This window comes from Boseongicola aestuarii (genome assembly GCF_900184815.1).
GTDB classification, from domain to species: Bacteria; Pseudomonadota; Alphaproteobacteria; order Rhodobacterales; family Rhodobacteraceae; genus Boseongicola; species Boseongicola aestuarii.
In genome coordinates this window covers 20,484-36,745 of sequence record NZ_FXXQ01000017.1, presented here as the reverse complement: position 1 = coordinate 36,745, position 16,262 = coordinate 20,484, and the positions used below count along the sequence as shown (strand labels likewise).

The window sequence follows — 16,262 nt, the reverse complement described above, 5'->3', positions numbered from 1 at the left end:
TTCCTTTCTTTATGGTCGTGATTTGGGAATTCCAGATTTCCGGAAATCAATGTGGCGCGGCTCCCAATTGCAAGCGTTCCGCAGTTTTGCAGATGACATTTGCTGGTCGAGCATCGGCCCTTCTGCCAGCTTGCCATAAGCCGCGACTGCCTCTTCAGGTGCCTTGATGGCAATGCCAGGTGCACCGGCAAACCAGGCAGCAATGTCACCGACCTTCTCTCCGACCTGCGCGGAGGCGTTGAAATGGCCGGTTAAGTCCGGGCGCTCCAGCAACAGCCGGTAGGCGCTGGCCAGGTCGTCGCGATGGACCAGCGGCCAGCGAATCCCGGCGTCTCCCCAGACCTCGATCGGCTCGTTTTTGTGAGCATTCGACATGAACCGGGTGAATGCACCACCGCCGGCATGGTAGACCATGGCCGGGTGGATGATTGCTGTCGAAAAGGCAGACGAGGCCGCCAGCCACTCTCCGTTCTCAACCATCCAGGAGAACCCGGGCAAAGGGTTGAACGGGTTATCTTCAGTCGCGATCTCATGGAGGGTTTCACCATAAAGCCAGCAGCCGCCGGTATAGATGAACCGTGGTCGGGAGCCGGCTTTTTTCGCCGCTTGCATCAAAGCCGCCAGAACGCGCCCGTCGACTGGGCCCATATCTTTCTCGAAAGTCGCGGCGACCTGGATGATGCCGTCGATTTCCTCTACTACGCCCGCCCAAGGGTCAGGATCCCTCAAGTCGCCTAGAAGCGGCGTTGCCCCTAGACACTGAAGCTGTATCGCCGACCGCTCGGAGCGGCAAAGGCCTGTGACCTCGTGACCAGCTTGTAACAGTTCTTTCGTGACGGCGGTACCGATAAGGCCGGTTGCACCGAGGACAAGGACTTTCATTGCCTGTTTCCTTGTTTAAATCCGAAAAGGCTACCGCAGCGGCGTCTTTGCGTTCAGGCTCGACCGCCGCGATTGTAGGATCGGGCCTACGCGACGCGCAGCCGCCGTGATGCCCATCCTGCCGACAAGAGCCACAGGCAGAAAGCCGTTTCAGCCAGCACGGTCAAGCCATAGGCCGGTGCGAACGCCGCTGAGAACTCAGGTGCGAAGAACCGAAGAGTGGAACCGATCAGGTAGACCAGCCCTGCCGCAGCAATGCCGGCACCTAAGATCTTCGGCATAAAACCAGAGCGCCAGATCAGGACGCCGGTCATCAGGCTGTTTAGGCCGAAGAACACCAGCCCCAAGTCGTAGCCATGCCCGTGCATGTTTATAAACAGTGCTGCCATTGCGTTTGCCTGACCGGGAGCGAGCGCGGAGATATCTTGCCCGCCGGTGATGAGTAGAACAGCGGCCTGCAGGTTCATCAGGTTGGCGCCGATGAGCACCGATTGCACAAGACGGAAAACCATCGCGGCCAGCGCTAGCGTTGGCGCGACGGGCCGGAACAGCGCGAAGAGCAGCACCGCAAGCCCGGCATCGGCCAGCGCCATGATCAGATCTGCGGCAAGCGAAGCCCGAAAGCTGCCCGTGGCGGCAAGGATAGACTCCGCTGTTCCCTGCGCGTTCGACAAGTTGATCAGGGGAGCACGCAGCACAAGTTCAGAGCTGATGCCGAGGACTATGATGACAAGGTAGAGCAGTCCGGCGAAACGCGCCGTGGACAGCTCGGATTGAGAAAGGTGGTGTCTCATGGAAAGTTCCCTTTGATTAAGTTCTGTTTGTCACGCCCGAAACCGTTGCCTGGTTCGCGATACGCCGGTGTGAGAGGAGCGGAGAGGCCATCGGCCTCGCGAGCGTCTGCCTTCAGGGCCAAACGCTTGCGGCTTTGTCCGCCAGTTTGCCCGAAAGAAATCGGAGTCTGTCTCCGAAAATCATATCCAGCGAGAATGCGATCGGCAGTGCAATCAGAATGCTCTGCCCCCAGGCTTGCAGCCACGTCCACGAGGTTCCGAACTCCAGGAGGCTAAAGACCCCCGACAGAGCCATGGACATGAAAGACGACATGACCAATGAGCCTGAGAGCCGCTTTAGACGCGCACGATGTATCATATCAAGCGGCCTCTCTCAGGGCCAAGGTCTTGGCCGCGGTGGTCAGGTCTGCCAACGCGTTCGGCTCATTGATGCGCCCGGTTTCGGCATCAAAGACATCGTAAAAGCTGGGAACGGAAACAGCCGCCTTCAGGTCCACCCCGAAAAACTGGGCCGAGCCTTTTGCGGAAGCCAGCACGCTTGCTGCGCCCCCCGGCCCAGGGGAGGTCGACAGGTAAACCGTCGGCTTGCCCTGAAACACTTTCTGATCAATCCGGCTCGCCCAGTCGAAGAGGTTCTTGTAGGCGGCGGTATAGGATCCATTGTGTTCCGCGAAGGATACGATCACCCCGTCGGCTGCCCCGATCTTCTCGAAAAACGCCTTGGCCCTCGGGTGTTGACCGATCTCTTTCTCCAGATCTTCGCTAAAGATCGGCAGATCGTAGTCACTCAGGTCTAGGACCTCGACCTCACCACCGGGGACCAGCGTCGCGGTAAACCGCGCGAGCGCTTTGTTGATGGAGTTTTTGGTGTTGCTTGCACCGAATGTCAGGATTTTCATGGGTTTCTCCAGTTTCCGTTTCACAGGTTTTCCAAGTTTCCCTGCCCTTGGACCGCATGGGCATCGGTCGGGGATCAAGGCAGGCCAATTCTTGATTTCTTGACCGAAGTGGTCGTCTGGCGTTTCAGGCCAGAGCGACTCACGGACGGTGGCTCAGTCGATGGTGCCCAATTCGCCAGCCGCATGGGCGGCAATCACCGCGGCCAGTTGGTCAACGTCACGCATCGCGAAAGGGCCCTTTTGCACGAAGGGCTCGCGCAGGGGGGCACCGGACAGGAGCACAGCTTGCCCTCCTTCACCGCTCAGCAGACGGATCTCGTCGGTGCCGTGAGCGGCCAGCGCTGCGTCGCTGCTGAGCCGGTGACGGGTCCCGTCGATTTCGGCCTCGATCTCGCCGCGGATGACGTGCAGCCAGGCGGCGTCTCCGGGATCGGGGCGATGGGTGAAGCTGCCGTTTGCCTGCAGGGAAATATCGAGGATGGTGAAGGGCAAAGCGGGCGGGGTGGCGCCGACGACGCCATTGCTTTTGCCGGTCATCACCCTTACCCGATGGCTCGAATTTTCGATCACAGGCATTTCTGCGGTGGGCACATGTCGTGCGCTGGGCTCGTCGAGCTTTTGGGCTGCCGGCAGGTTGACAAATATCTGTAGCGCATGAGTGCGCGACCCCGGGGTGGGCGCCTCGTCGTGCACTGCGCCGCGGGCGGCCTTCAGCCAATAAAGATCGCCCGGGGCCAGTTCGATGTCGTTGCCCAGAGAATCCCTGTTGCGAAAACTGCCGGTGCTGTCCTCGAAGAGCACGCTCACCGCTGAGATGCCGGCGTGGGCATGGGCTCCGAAGGTCGGTTCTGTCATGGTGAAGTGGTCGACCATGATCAGCGGGTCCATCAGTCCGTCAAGCTGGCGGTGGACGAAGCTGAGCGCTTCGAAGCCTGTGTCCCTGCTCATCTTTTCGCCTTGCTGGGATCTTGTGATTGCGGCTTGCGGCTTGTGGGTCTGATCTGCGTATTGAACGGTCATATTCGACTCCTGTGTTGAATATGAACCTACAATCGGGACGCTGACCGGAAAATCCGTTGATTACAGAACTCTTCGTTCTATATTCGGAACGATATCAAATGAAGAAGACCAGACCTTGGACCTCAATCAAGCCTACTATCTAGTGCATGTCGTTGATAAGCGCGGGTTCTCGGCGGCAGCGCGAACGCTGGGCATTCCCAAATCGCGGATCAGCCGGCAGGTGAAGGCCCTGGAAGAAACCCTTGGCACACGGCTCTTGAACCGGGATTCAAGACGCATGTCCCTGACGGAGGCGGGCGAGGCCTACTATCGTCACGCCAAAATGGCGCTGGAATGCATGGCGGCGGCAGAAACGGCGGTGCGCAGAGACAAGGACGCGCTAGAGGGCACCGTCACACTGTCCTGTTCAGTCGGGGTTGCGCAGTTCGCGCTTGGCCGGATTCTACCGCGTTTCCTGGCTGAGAACCCTCGCGTCATTCTGCAAATACAGGCGTCCAATGACTTCTCCGACCTGATCAGCGATGGCATCGATCTCGCCATCCGGGGGCATTTCAAGTTGCTCCCCGACTCGGGACTGATCCACCGACGGCTTACCGAAGTTCCTTGGCACCTGTTCGGCTCACCCAGCATTGCGAAACAAATCGGTCCATCGGGTTCACCTGCTGATCTCGACGGTCTGCCCGGGCTAACACTTGGCTGGCGGCCCGGCGGCAACAGTTGGTCGTTACAGGGGCCGGACGGGGCCAATGCCTCGGTTCCCTTTGCAACGCGCATGCGCAGCGATGACATGGTTACGTTGAAACTGGCGGCAGCGGCCGGGCTCGGTGTGGTGGCCCTGCCAGTTTACACCTGTACCGAGGACGTCTCCGCAGGGCGGCTGAGTCGTCTCTTGCCGGAATGGAATGCCGGTTTGCCGGAGATCAGCCTTTTGATGCACGGGCGGAGGGGTAACCCACCACAGGTCGACGCCCTTGCCGCGTTTCTACGCCGCGAGCTGCCGAATGTCATGAACGGTGTGAGCGGCTTTTAGAGTGTTTTCGATCCATCCGGCTGAGCAAATCTCTCGCTGACCCTGGAAAATGCTAAGCGATGCACGAACAGCAGGTAAGAAAACGCCGCACCGCGCGATCAGCGCTTCAATTGATTGCAGGTTTGGGCCGGATCGGCAGAGCTTCAACTTTCCCTTTCCCGGAAGCGGACTTTGGCTGCGATACAGAATATCGGGAGAGAGGGCTCTGAGCGGTCATTCGCTGCGGCCTCCATCAATGACGGCTATGCGGACTTAGCAGCCGTCGACCAATGGCTAATGTTCAAACTGATTTGATCAACGTTCCCAAATAATTTCTGGTTTCGGCGTCCCACGAATTGGGTTTTTCGCCATGGGCGACAACCGCGTGAAGTTCCATCAGCTTCCACACTTCGTCCTTTGTTGTGGCGACGACTTTGCCAGGACATGTCTCCATGCCTTCGCAATCCTTGCAGGCATATGAAAATGCGGTGCTCATGGTGCTCTCCTTTGGTGTAGGTTTCGTTTCAACTTAGAATTCCTGATGGGTTGGGAGGCCGTCAGACAGCTTGATCCAGGACTGCTGATTGGAGACGAAAACATGGGTCTTTGGTTCTGCAATCGATGGATCATCCAGCGTCGCCGCCGCAAACCAGGCGTCCGCGCTCCAGTCCTGTCCGTCGACTTTGCCCTCGGCTGCATAGGTTAGGGTGGTGCCGCAGTCTCCGCAAAAGCCGCGGCTGATCCCCGGCGTTTTCTCTATCACCCGGATCGTGCCTTTGGTCACAGCGAAGTCTTCTGCAGCGACCTTGGCCCATGTAGCAAAAGCCGCACCAAGGGCCATTTGGCATGAACGGCAATGGCAATGTGCGGACCAAACGGGTCGGCTAGAGATCCGGTAGCGGATAGCACCGCAGTAGCAACCACCTTCAAAATTTTTCATTGCTCTCAGTACCTTCGATTTCAATCACAGCTGGCCATCTGAGTTGCAATTTCTTGTCAGATACCCAAGCCATCCTTTACTTTTCCCGGTAAGCATTGCCAAAATGCCTTTGTCATGCGAGTCAATTATTCAACGCACTCATTAGAAAAATTATCGTATGGACTGGCTGAAACTTCCCCCGCTGAACGGGCTTCGCGCATTCTCGGCGGTGGCGGAGGCTGGGAGTTACACTTTGGCCGCCGACCGCTTGAATGTGACTCAGGCGGCTGTCAGCCAACAGGTGAAAGCGTTGGAAAAGTACCTCGATCTCACCTTGGTCACGCGACGGGGGCGAGGCATAGAATTGACCAGTTCGGGGGCCGGTCTCGCCCGCGAATTATCAATGGGCTTTGAGATCATTGGAAGGGGTGTCGAGCGGTTGACGGACGAGGCCTCAAACCGTCCCGTGCAGATCACCACATCGCCAGCGTTCGCGGTGGAATGGTTGCTGCCTCACATGGCAGAGTTTCAGCGTCTGCACCCGAAAATTACACTGATGCTTAACCCGACGGCCGAAATGGTTGAATTTCGCCCCGGCGGAATAGACGTGGCAATCCGGTATCACGACCAGCGACGGCCAAGGCCAGAAGAAGATGCCATACTGATCACCGACATGATTGTCATCGGTGCACCGTCACTGGTTGAGGGGCTGAACCTTGATGATCCGGCGGCTCTGCAGGAATTGCCATGGTTGCAAGAACTGGGCACGAATGAAGCAAGCGACTGGTTTACCTATCATGGTGTCGTTCCCGAAGCGCCCCTGACCATAAACCACATGCCGGGAAACCTAATCATGGCCGCCGTTCGACGCGGTGATGGCATCACCTACACAGCGCGGGCCTTCTTTGTGGACGATCTTGCAACTGGTCGCGTTGTCGAGTTGTTCTCCGAACCATTGTTCGGTGTTTACTACGCTGAGACGCCACAAGAAAATCAACGCCCTGAGGCCAGGACATTCCTGAAATGGCTCAAGTCAAAGTCAGAGGTGGTTTCGGCGTCAGCTGAAGGGGATTGAGCAATCCATACCTTGATTCGAGTGTCTGCTATGGGCTCGAAGCAGACGTTCGCTGCGGCGTGCAACAATGACTGCTATGCGGATAAACCGGACTTGGGCAAGCGCGGCATGGTCAATTGCGGCGAGCACTGATTATCGTCGAACCAGTCATTGGCGATCGCTATGGGAGTTGTCACCTCGGCAGACTCTTCATGAAAGGTCGGAGGATAGATTGAGAACATACTGGCCGGCTGCGACGATTGACCAGCTAGAAGGCTGCCAAGGTGTGTTCCAGACCTTTGTCGATATGCGTTTTCAGCGTCTCGGCGGCAGTGTCGATGTCGCGGGCAAGTGCCGCCTCGAATACCTTGCGATGTTCCTTAACCGCCTCTTCGCCGCGGTAAGTCAATACAAGCATCTGGTAGCGCAGGTATTTGTCATAGAGCACGGAGTGCAGGGAGAGCAGGTTCTTCGATCCGCAGGCCTCGATCAAAGCGAGGTGGAATTCCCAGTCGTAGCGTTTCCAGTCCTCTTTTTTGCTGTCATCACCCGCGAGCATCTTTTGTTCCATCAAATGAAGCTTGTGATGCGCGGCGACCAGATTGCCCTCCCAATCAGTGTCGCCACTTGCGACCGAAAGGCGCAAAGCATGACATTCTAGAAGGACCCGTAAGTTGGCGATCTCAATGAGATCTTCGCGCGATACCGGTGTGACAAAGAAGCCCCTTTGATCCAAGGCATCAACGAATCCTTCGCTGGCCAGACGATTCAGCGTTTCGCGCAAGGTCGACATGCTTGCCTGATATCTTTCGCGCAGCCCATCAAGCTTCAGTTTCGATCCCGGGGCCAGATCACCGAATATGATGTCGCGCTTGATGCGCTGGTAGGTAGAAGCACCCACTTCGTTACGAGATTTCGCCATAGCTGATCGTCAGTTGCCTTATCATTTCTCTGGCAAAGTATCGTTTTTGTGAGCGCCCTTCAATCCAGAAGAAAACATGAGTGATTCAAAAACATCAGATATTATTGTGTTTGTGGGTTATTTGTGTAATCTCCACTGGAACCAGACCGCGCGACAGGAAAGCCATCACATGTCAAAGAAGACAAGGATCGCCATCGTAGGCTTCGGCTTGATCGGCCGCAGGCACGCGGATGTCATTCGGCGGGCACCGGAACTGGAGCTGGCCGCCGTAGTGGAACCTGGCCCAGAGGGCGGAATTGCAGCAGAGGCTCTTGGTGCGCCCGTCTTCGCGTCGCTCGACGATATGCTCGATGTCGCAAAACCCGACGGCGTTGTCCTCGCGACCCCGACACCTTTGCATGTCGATCAAGGACTGGCCTGCATCGTCGCAGGGTGCCCGGTGCTTATCGAAAAGCCGATTGCTGTGACCTCGCGAGAAGCGAAGCTGTTGACCGACGCGGCGGCGAATGCGGGCGTTCCACTCCTCGTCGGCCACCACAGGCGCCACAACGGTATGGTGAAAGCTGCGAAAGCCGCACTGTCAGGCGGCGCAATTGGGGACCTTCGAGCGATCCAGGCGACATGCTGGTTCTACAAGCCCGACCACTATTTCGAAGTCGCACCCTGGCGGACCAAGAAGGGTGCAGGACCTATCTCTGTCAATCTCGTGCATGATGTAGATCTCCTTCGACACTTTTGCGGAGATGTCAAAACGGTTCAGGCCATTGCAGTTCCATCGCGACGCGGCTTTGAGAACGAGGATTTGGCGACCGCGGTGCTTCAATTCCAGTCCGGCGCGGTTGCAACAATCTCGGTTTCGGACAGCATTGTGGCTCCGTGGAGCTGGGAGCTTACGGCGCGAGAGAACCCAGCTTATCCAGCCACGCCGGAAAGCTGTTATCTGATCGGTGGCTCAGAAGGCGGACTGTCCTTGCCGGATCTGCGCGTCTGGCGCCATGACGATGTGCCTGATTGGTGGACACCGATTTCTGCTCGAAATCTAACGTGCAGTATGGAGGATCCCCTTGCCGTGCAAATGGCGCACTTCGCGGCGGTGATTACCCGGGAGGAGGTGCCGCTGGTCTCAGGTTGGGAAGGCTTGAAGTCTCTGGAAGTTGTTGAAGCCGTTTCACTTTCGTCTGCGACGGGACAAGAAATTTCGCTTGGCGAAGAAGCCGGCAGCCCAATGAATGCTTTGGCGTCGGTTTTTTAAAATATCTGATATTTTGAAAAACATATTGCTTTTTGCAAGAAATAAACGATAAGAATCGCAATGCCGTTCGCGGCTTAAAACCCAAGGGAGGAAACTATGTTGAAATTCACTCGTCGTGCCGCGATCGCTTCGGTTGCAGCACTTGGCCTTACTGCGTCGGCCATCCCGGCCACAGCCGATAGCCACAAAATGACATTCACTCTGGCCACATCCGGCTCGGAAACCGATCAGCGCTCTGTGGCGATGGCAGACGTCTTCGCGCCAATGGTTGCAGAGTTTGCAGATTATCAGGTCGGCTATAACGGCACACTATTCGCGCAGGGCACCGAGCTTGAAGCCATCGCAGGAGGCAACCTGACAATGTCGATCGCTTCGGCGCAGGAACTGGCACAGTTCTTTCCTGAGTTCTCGATCTTTGCGACTGGCTACGTACACCAAGACGCTGCTCACCAGGTGCGGGTCTTCAACGATCCGCTGATGGACCCGTTCAAGAAGACGGTTGAAGACGAGCTGGGCGTCAAATTGCTCTCCGTGATGTATCTTGGCCGCCGCCACGTGAACCTGCGCCAGACACGCGACGAACTGGATGTGCAGACTCCTGCCGATCTGGCTGGCGTGAACCTGCGGATGCCAGGCACGGACGCATGGCAGTTCCTGGGCTCTGCGCTAGGCGCATCGCCGACACCGCTTGCCTTCTCAGAGGTCTACACCTCGCTGTCTTCTGGTGCGATCGACGGTCAGGACAACCCGCTTCCGACGGTTGTTGACCAGAAGTTTTACGAAGTGACGAAGCAGATCGCACTGACGTCGCACCTGGTAGACCTGAACTACATCGCGTTCTCGAAAGAGATTTGGGACAGCCTTGCTCCCGATCAGCAACTGGTCGTTCAGCGTGCCGCAGATGCCGCGGCGGCATATGGTCGCCTTAAGCAGCTCGACAAGGAGAACAATCTGGCCGATTTCATTCGCAGTCAGGGTGTCGAAATCTATACACCTGATCTGGAAGCTTTCCGCACGCACGTGCAGGCACAGTACGTCGGTAGCGAAGCGGCCGAATCCTGGCCCGAGGGCGTCTTGGATAAGATCAACGCACTCGGCAACTAACCAAAAAAGATAGTCGCGGGAGAACAAGAAATGAGCACACTTCTCAAATGGTTCACCCGCGGCGCAGAATTTATCGCCGCAATGGCTTTGGCCGCGATTTTTGTTACTTTTCTACTGCAAATCCTTTTTCGCTACGTGCCGTTCCTTGAGCCCATTGGTTGGTCGGTCGTCGTGATTTCCCTTCTTTGGGTCTTCGTCATCTTTTTCGGTTCCTCATTCATTGTGCGTGAAATTGATCATGTGACCTTCGACATCGTCTATCTCTCCGTTCCGCAACCCGTACGTAAAGTGCTTGCCTTGATAACGGCCGTTCTAATGGTCGTCGCGATGCTTTATTCTTTGCCGGCCGTTTGGGAGACTGTCTTTGCCAACCGACTGATGGAGTTGAAGAAAATTCAAACCATCCGAGTGCCGATCACAGGAGACAAGATCGCGATCAAGTGGCTATTTGCGCCCTTCGTGATGCTGATGATCGTCGTCACGCTTCGCTATATCTGGCGCATTTATACGGTTCTTCGATTCGGCCCGCCGGACACCGAGATCGGGGCGCTGCTCTCTGGCGAGGAAGACAAAATGGAGCCGCGCGAATGAGCCTCGAACTGATCCTAGGCATGGTCGCGCTGTTTGGCATGGCGGCTATCGGAACACCAGTTGCCTATTCAATTCTTGTGGGCGTGCTCGTCTACCTTGGGGTCTCAGGTCAGGACCTTGCTATCGCCGGGACGACCATGGTTCAGAGGCTATTTGATGGGTTTCTCTTGCTAGCCGTTCCTCTATTTATCGCTTCTGCCAATATCATGAATGCTGGATCGATCTCGGACCGGCTCCTACAGTTTTGCATAGCACTGGTGGGCCGTTTCCGGGGCGGGATGGGTCACGTCAACGTGGTCGCGAGTCTGATCTTCTCGGGCATGTCCGGGTCTGCGGTGGCAGATGCCGCCGGAATTGGCAAGATCATCATCGACATGATGGTAAAGAGCGGACGCTATACACGCGGCTATGCTGCGGCCATTACGGCGGCGACCGCAACCATTGGGCCCATCATTCCTCCGTCGATCCCCATGGTGCTCTACGCGCTTGTGTCCAACGCGTCGGTGGGTGATTTGTTCTTGGCGGGTATCGTGCCGGGACTCGTGATGGGCGTGGTGCTGATGGCTATGAACTCGGCAATCTCGCATCGCCGTGGCTTCGGACAGGAAGAGCCGGTACCGCTGCGTGAACTGCCTGCCCTGACTGTTCGTGCATTTCCCGCTCTGTTGATGCCGGCCATCCTGCTGGGCTGCATATACTCTGGTGTTACAACACCAACTGAAGCGGCGGCCATCGCTGCCCTCTATGCACTCATAGTGGCTGCTGGCCTTTACCGCGCCATCAAAATCAAGACGCTGTACGAAATATTCGTGGAAAGCGCCCGGTCCGCTGCTTCTGTTGGCCTTGTGATCGGTGCCTCCATGATCCTGACGTACATCGTAATACAGGAGAATGTACCGCAAGCGATCTCGGAGATGTTTGCCGGTGCGGACATCAGTCCGTTGATGTTCATCCTTCTGGTAAACATTTTGGTGCTGCTCTTGGGCTGCATTCTGGATGCGACCGTGATCATCCTCGTAATCATTCCACTCTTCATCCCGACGTGCCGAGAGCTTGGCATCGACCTCGTTCACTTCGGCGTTCTGATTGTGGTCAATTCGATGATTGGTCTGATTACACCGCCTTACGGCATACTCCTTTTCGTTATCAACGCTGTGACCGGTATTCCTCTCAAAGAGATCATTCGCGAAATCTGGGCATTTCTGTTCGTTCTCCTTGGCGCATTGCTTCTGATGATCCTCGTTCCGGATATTGTTCTCTGGCTTCCAAGGGTCTTCGGATATCAGGGATGACGCGTCTTTGCATAGCGACGACAAGCGTGCCTGGTGACTTGCCGGGAAAGCTCGACCGGATTGCAGCGGCCGGATTTGAGAGTGTCGAAATTCACGAACCTGATCTGACGGGGTTTGCCGGTACCGCCAAGGATATTGGTACCTGCGCCAAGTCGCTTGGACTGTGCGTTGATGTCCTGCAGCCGTTTCATGACTTCGAGGGGTTGGCAGACGATGCTCGAAAGGCGGCCTTTGCCCGCCTGGATCGCAAGCTTGAGCTGATGAAGGAACTTGGCGCGACGACGCTTTTGGTTGGCACGACGACACACAAAGACTCGGCCCCCGACAATGAGTTACTATGTCAGGACCTGAGCGAACTCGCAGACCGGGCCGGCAAGGCTGATTGCCGGGTGGCCCTTTTGGCGCTGCCCTGGGCGCGTCACACAAAGACCGAGTTGGATGCCTTCGCTCTCGTTGAGGCCGTCGACTCACCTCATCTTGGGCTTGGGCTCAATTCGTTTTTCTCGCTTGCCGACGGCTCGCAAGCCGCGCGGTTGCGGGACATTCCGGGAGATCGCGTTTTCCATGTGCAACTATCCGACGCTCCGGCGCTGGACTTTGACATCTCGCATCTCAAGAGCCACTTTGGGCTTTTGCCTGGCCAGGGGGGCCTGAACCTAGCAAGCTTCGTGCGCGTCGTCTCGCGCGCCGGTTATGACGGGCCCTGGTCGTTGGCACGGGTCAGCGCGTCGGCCGCGGACAGCCGTGAGACTTATGCGAGGGACGGTTATCGTGCACTTGTCTCGCTACTTGACGAGGTGGCGCATACAGAGCCCGCTGTGGCGCTCCCGTTACCAGATCTGCCGGAGCGTGTGCACGCCACTGGAATAGAGTTCGTCGAGTTTGCAGTTGACCAGAGCGCCAAGACAGAACTTACGACGACCCTGTCTGCAATGGCCTTCCGAAAAGAACGCAGCCACAAGTCCAAATCCGTAGAGCTATGGCGGCAAGGTGCCGTGAACATTGTCATCAATTCCGAGGAAAAGGGCTTTGCTGCCGAAGCCCGCCATAACCACGGGGCTTGCGTCTGTGAAATGGGGCTGCGGGTCAAGGACGCGACCCAAACAGTTCGGCGCGCTCTGATGCTGGGCGCGCCCGAATTTTCACAACCTGTCGGATCAGGCGAACTGAACATTCCAGCGATAAAGGGCGTTGGCGGCTCTGTTGTGCATTTCATCGACGAGAAATCCGATCTTCACCGTGTCTGGGACATTGAGTTCGACCCGGTTCCCAGGGCCCACGCCCCGCAGCCGGCAGGCCTGCGCCGGATCGATCATGTGGCGCAGACTATGCCGTACCAGGAGATGCAAAGCTGGCTGACCTACTACCTGTCGACATTCGTGATGGAAAAGGCTGATATTATCGATGTGATCGATCCATCCGGATTAATCCAAAGTCAGGCGATCTCCAGCCCTGAAGGCGAAGTTCGATTAAACCTGAACGGTGCGGGGGAGCGGCAGACCTTTGCAGGCGCGTTCCTCGAAAAAGGGTTTGGGGCGGGCGTGCAACATATTGCTTTTTCCAGCGACGATATATTCGAGACGTCTGCACAGCTTGAGGCAGCGGGCTTTGCGCGGCTAAAAGTACCTGCAAACTACTACGACGATCTGGGTGTACGCTTTGACCTTCGGGCAGAGCTTCTGAACGCCATGCGCGCGGGGAACATCCTCTATGACCGCGACGACCGGGCCGAGTATTTCCAAATATACAGTACGGCGTTCTGGGGCGGATTCTTTTTCGAGATCGTCGAACGGCGCGGCGGCTACGGAGGCTATGGCGCCCGCAACGCGCCCATTCGCTTGTCCGCCCAGATACAGCATTTGAAAGAGAGCAGTAAACAATGAGCGCAGATGCAGATGCGGTCCGCCAGTGGTGGCGGACATCAATCATTGATATGGAGCCGGGTCGGATCGCGTTTCGCGGCCACCCTATCCAGGACCTGATCGGCAATGTGTCCTTTGGCCAGATGATCTGGCTAATGACCCGAGGAGACTTGCCGACGCCGGATCAGGCGGCGCTTTTGGAATGCGCCCTTGTCGCAGGCGTCGATCATGGCCCGCAGGCACCCTCAATCGCTGCCGCGCGCATGGCTGCAACTTGCGGCGTGGGGCTCAACAACGTCATGGCCACCGGTGTCAACATGTTGGGCGATGTGCATGGCGGGGCTGGCGAGCAATGCGCCGAGTTGTATCTTGAGATCGTCCAGAGGCTGGAGTCCGGGCCCGATCTGGAAACCGCAACGCGAGACGGAATTGCGGCCTGGCGTGAGCGCCACGGGAAAATCGTCTCGGGCTTCGGTCACCGGTTTCACAAGCCAGTGGACCCCCGTGGACCGCGGCTGATGGCGCTGGTCCGGGACGCTGCGAAGAACGGTGTCGTCTCGGGACGGTTCGCCGACATTGGCGAAGCCGTACAGGCCGAAATCGGACGCAGACGGGGCACGCCGATTGCAATGAATATTGACGGGGCAACTGCAGTGATCTTCTGCGAGTTGGGATTTTCTCCGCCGCTGTCTCGTGGTTTGTTTTGCCTCAGCCGATCGGTTGGCGTGCTCGCCCATGGCTGGGAACAAATGCAACAGGGCGGACGCAATAAGGGACCGATGCCGCCCAAATACCTACCAAAATACGAAGACAAGGCGTGAATGAGTGAGCATGCGAAATCCTTCCGGGTCGGCCTGATTGGAACGGGTCGTATCAGCGACATTTATCTAAAGAACTGCACGGGCTTCGACGGGGTGGATATCGTCGCTTGCGGCAGCTTGAACATGGAGGAAAGCCGCGCCAAGGCGGAGGCTTTCGGGGTGGCCCAGGTCAAGACTCCTGATGCGGTTATTGCTGATCCAGAGATCGACGCAATCTTAAACCTGACGATCCCGGCAGCTCATGCCGAGGTCTCGATGGCGGCTTTGGACACTGGCAAGCATGTCTACTCTGAGAAGCCATTCGTGACCAATCTGGCCGATGGCAAGCGCATCCTAGACATTGCGGCCGCCAAAGGCCTAGCTGTTGGCAATGCGCCAGACACGTTTCTGGGCGGTCGCTTGCAAACCCTGCGCAAAGCGATTGACCAAGGCCTTATCGGTGAACCGACGGGCATCACGGCCTTCGTCCCCTCTCATGGGGTAGAAAGGCACCATCCGAACCCCGATTTTTACTATGCCAAGGGCGGTGGACCGCTGCTTGATCTGGGGCCCTACTACCTCGCTGCCATGGTCTTTTGCCTTGGGCCAATTGCCCGTGTTTGCGGCATGGCGCGCAAGACCTTTCCCGAACGCATGATCGAGAATGGCCCACGGCACGGCGAGATGATGCCTGTCGAGGTCGATACCCATTCCCTCAGCCTGATCGAATTCGAAAGCGGCGTCATCGGCCAGATGATGGTCAGTTTCGATGTCTGGGACAGCGAGACGCCCCGGCTGGAAATCTACGGCACCGAAGGGACACTTTGCATTCCTGACCCCGATCCGGGTGACGGCGCGAATGTCTTTCAAGGTCCCGTCTGGCTGCGAACGCGCGCAACCTCGCGCTGGACAATGCGGCCCAGACCCATCGCACCTGCACAATGGGCAGAGGTGCCCAACACCCACGGGCTAAACTTCGACGCGCGTGGCATCGGGCTGGCAGAAATGGCCCAAGCCGTGCGCCACGGCCGCAAGCCGCGCGCCGGCGGCGAGCTGGGATTGCACCTTTGCGAAGTGATGCAAGGGATGCTGGACAGCCCGGAAATCGGGCGGTTCGTTGACATTGAAAGTAGACCTGCAAAGCCCGCGATGCTGCCCGAAACAGACGCCACGGGTTTGAACGTCAATCTGGGAGTATCTTCATGAGTATCGAACAACTGGCCATTGGCGATCCGTTCTTCGACGTAAAAGTGTTGGAGGACGAGACCACGTTTCAGATCGACGGCAAAACGATCGTTCTGAACCTAGCCGATGACCCGATCCCGGTGAGGGAACAGTCGTTGGGACCGTTGCAGTCGGTCATCCTGAAAGACACCACAATTTACAATATTCGTCACGCAGTGATCATTGAGCGCTTTTCCAATCATGACGACGAAACGGCATTGCTGGCAGCAATCCGTGCCACATGGCCTTCAGCATTTGAGGTGCGCGGCGAAGAGCGATTGCGCGGGGTGGAACACTATATGTCGCCCAAGGTCTGGGTCGGGCAATTCGGCTTTACGTTCTATCACTCGGCGTCGGTGCCTCTGAATGTCGGGTTGCATCGCGATCACGCCTTCTGCCCGGTGCCAGGATTTCGGGAGGTCCACACTCAAATTGTTGGTTTCGGCAAGATGCAGCAATGCCGCGAGCGGGATGTTGAGACGCTTTATCTCGAAGAGCCCATGGCGCCTGGGACCACCCACCGCCCGATGTATGATGCGGAAGGGAATTATCCTTGGCATCAGTTTGAAACAACCACGCCCTCGGTTTTCATGGCAGTCGAGATGCTGCCAGATGGCGCGACACCACCGGAGTTTTGA

At 57.2% G+C, this 16,262-nt stretch carries 18 protein-coding genes; 10 read left to right on the top strand and 8 right to left on the bottom strand.

Annotated elements, in window-relative coordinates:
- Nucleotides 1-9: 9 nt before the first annotated feature.
- The 5 genes from BOA8489_RS17860 to BOA8489_RS17840 all read right to left on the bottom strand — a co-directional run bounded on the left by BOA8489_RS17860 (nucleotide 10) and on the right by BOA8489_RS17840 (nucleotide 3,595).
- Nucleotides 10-882 (bottom strand): NAD-dependent epimerase/dehydratase family protein, encoded by an 873-nt coding sequence (locus BOA8489_RS17860; protein ID WP_093975674.1) that lies wholly within the window; start codon nucleotides 880-882, stop codon nucleotides 10-12.
- A gap of 86 nt (nucleotides 883-968) precedes the next feature.
- Complete coding sequence (locus BOA8489_RS17855) at nucleotides 969-1,676, bottom strand: DUF4386 domain-containing protein (protein WP_093975673.1); 708 nt, start codon at nucleotides 1,674-1,676, stop codon at nucleotides 969-971.
- A 112-nt stretch (nucleotides 1,677-1,788) separates the two neighbouring features.
- Nucleotides 1,789-2,034 carry a DUF2798 domain-containing protein gene (locus BOA8489_RS17850; RefSeq protein ID WP_093975672.1) on the bottom strand — a complete coding sequence of 82 codons (246 nt, stop codon included), beginning with the start codon at nucleotides 2,032-2,034 and terminating at the stop codon, nucleotides 1,789-1,791.
- 1 nt (nucleotide 2,035) lies between these two features.
- Entirely contained in the window at nucleotides 2,036-2,575 is a 540-nt protein-coding gene (locus BOA8489_RS17845) for an NADPH-dependent FMN reductase (protein ID WP_093975671.1), read from the bottom strand.
- A gap of 153 nt (nucleotides 2,576-2,728) precedes the next feature.
- The gene (locus tag BOA8489_RS17840; RefSeq protein ID WP_093975670.1) at nucleotides 2,729-3,595 is read right to left on the bottom strand and encodes a pirin family protein; all 867 of its coding nucleotides are present in this window, start codon (nucleotides 3,593-3,595) and stop codon (nucleotides 2,729-2,731) included.
- A gap of 115 nt (nucleotides 3,596-3,710) precedes the next feature.
- Between BOA8489_RS17840 and BOA8489_RS17835 the strand changes: the two genes are divergently transcribed.
- Nucleotides 3,711-4,625: a LysR substrate-binding domain-containing protein gene (locus BOA8489_RS17835; protein WP_217897966.1), complete on the top strand. Its 915-nt coding sequence runs from the start codon at nucleotides 3,711-3,713 to the stop codon at nucleotides 4,623-4,625.
- Nucleotides 4,626-4,905: 280 nt separating this feature from the next.
- Here BOA8489_RS17835 and BOA8489_RS17830 read toward each other — a convergent pair whose 3' ends face one another.
- Nucleotides 4,906-5,100 (bottom strand): DUF1059 domain-containing protein, encoded by a 195-nt coding sequence (locus BOA8489_RS17830; RefSeq protein ID WP_093975668.1) that lies wholly within the window; start codon nucleotides 5,098-5,100, stop codon nucleotides 4,906-4,908.
- A 33-nt stretch (nucleotides 5,101-5,133) separates the two neighbouring features.
- Nucleotides 5,134-5,544 carry a GFA family protein gene (locus BOA8489_RS17825; RefSeq protein WP_093975667.1) on the bottom strand — a complete coding sequence of 137 codons (411 nt, stop codon included), beginning with the start codon at nucleotides 5,542-5,544 and terminating at the stop codon, nucleotides 5,134-5,136.
- A gap of 157 nt (nucleotides 5,545-5,701) precedes the next feature.
- On the opposite strand from BOA8489_RS17825, the gene BOA8489_RS17820 reads away from it, so the two are divergent.
- Nucleotides 5,702-6,598, top strand: a complete 897-nt coding sequence (locus tag BOA8489_RS17820; protein ID WP_093975666.1) for a LysR family transcriptional regulator — start codon at nucleotides 5,702-5,704, stop codon at nucleotides 6,596-6,598.
- Between the two features lie 247 nt (nucleotides 6,599-6,845).
- Here BOA8489_RS17820 and BOA8489_RS17815 read toward each other — a convergent pair whose 3' ends face one another.
- On the bottom strand, nucleotides 6,846-7,499 hold the full coding sequence (locus BOA8489_RS17815; protein ID WP_093975665.1) for a GntR family transcriptional regulator: 654 nt from the start codon (nucleotides 7,497-7,499) through the stop codon (nucleotides 6,846-6,848).
- Between the two features lie 169 nt (nucleotides 7,500-7,668).
- Here BOA8489_RS17815 and BOA8489_RS17810 point away from each other — a divergent pair, with 169 nt between their 5' ends.
- The 8 genes from BOA8489_RS17810 (at nucleotide 7,669) to BOA8489_RS17775 (ending at nucleotide 16,262) form a co-directional block, all read left to right on the top strand.
- Nucleotides 7,669-8,751, top strand: a complete 1,083-nt coding sequence (locus BOA8489_RS17810) for a Gfo/Idh/MocA family protein (protein ID WP_093975664.1) — start codon at nucleotides 7,669-7,671, stop codon at nucleotides 8,749-8,751.
- A 96-nt stretch (nucleotides 8,752-8,847) separates the two neighbouring features.
- The gene (gene dctP, locus BOA8489_RS17805) at nucleotides 8,848-9,855 is read left to right on the top strand and encodes a TRAP transporter substrate-binding protein DctP (RefSeq protein WP_093975663.1); all 1,008 of its coding nucleotides are present in this window, start codon (nucleotides 8,848-8,850) and stop codon (nucleotides 9,853-9,855) included.
- A 30-nt stretch (nucleotides 9,856-9,885) separates the two neighbouring features.
- Nucleotides 9,886-10,446 (top strand): TRAP transporter small permease, encoded by a 561-nt coding sequence (locus BOA8489_RS17800; protein ID WP_093975662.1) that lies wholly within the window; start codon nucleotides 9,886-9,888, stop codon nucleotides 10,444-10,446.
- The gene (locus tag BOA8489_RS17795) at nucleotides 10,443-11,738 is read left to right on the top strand and encodes a TRAP transporter large permease (RefSeq protein WP_093975661.1); all 1,296 of its coding nucleotides are present in this window, start codon (nucleotides 10,443-10,445) and stop codon (nucleotides 11,736-11,738) included. Before BOA8489_RS17800 ends, BOA8489_RS17795 begins: the two co-directional genes overlap by 4 nt.
- Nucleotides 11,735-13,621 (top strand): bifunctional sugar phosphate isomerase/epimerase/4-hydroxyphenylpyruvate dioxygenase family protein, encoded by a 1,887-nt coding sequence (locus BOA8489_RS17790; RefSeq protein WP_093975660.1) that lies wholly within the window; start codon nucleotides 11,735-11,737, stop codon nucleotides 13,619-13,621. Before BOA8489_RS17795 ends, BOA8489_RS17790 begins: the two co-directional genes overlap by 4 nt.
- Nucleotides 13,618-14,421 carry a citryl-CoA lyase gene (locus BOA8489_RS17785; protein ID WP_093975659.1) on the top strand — a complete coding sequence of 268 codons (804 nt, stop codon included), beginning with the start codon at nucleotides 13,618-13,620 and terminating at the stop codon, nucleotides 14,419-14,421. Before BOA8489_RS17790 ends, BOA8489_RS17785 begins: the two co-directional genes overlap by 4 nt.
- A complete protein-coding gene (locus BOA8489_RS17780) occupies nucleotides 14,422-15,606 on the top strand; it encodes a Gfo/Idh/MocA family protein (protein WP_093975658.1) in 1,185 nt (394 codons plus the stop codon). It abuts the gene before it with no gap.
- Entirely contained in the window at nucleotides 15,603-16,262 is a 660-nt protein-coding gene (locus tag BOA8489_RS17775) for a hypothetical protein (RefSeq protein ID WP_093975657.1), read from the top strand. The genes BOA8489_RS17780 and BOA8489_RS17775 overlap by 4 nt, the downstream gene beginning before the upstream one ends.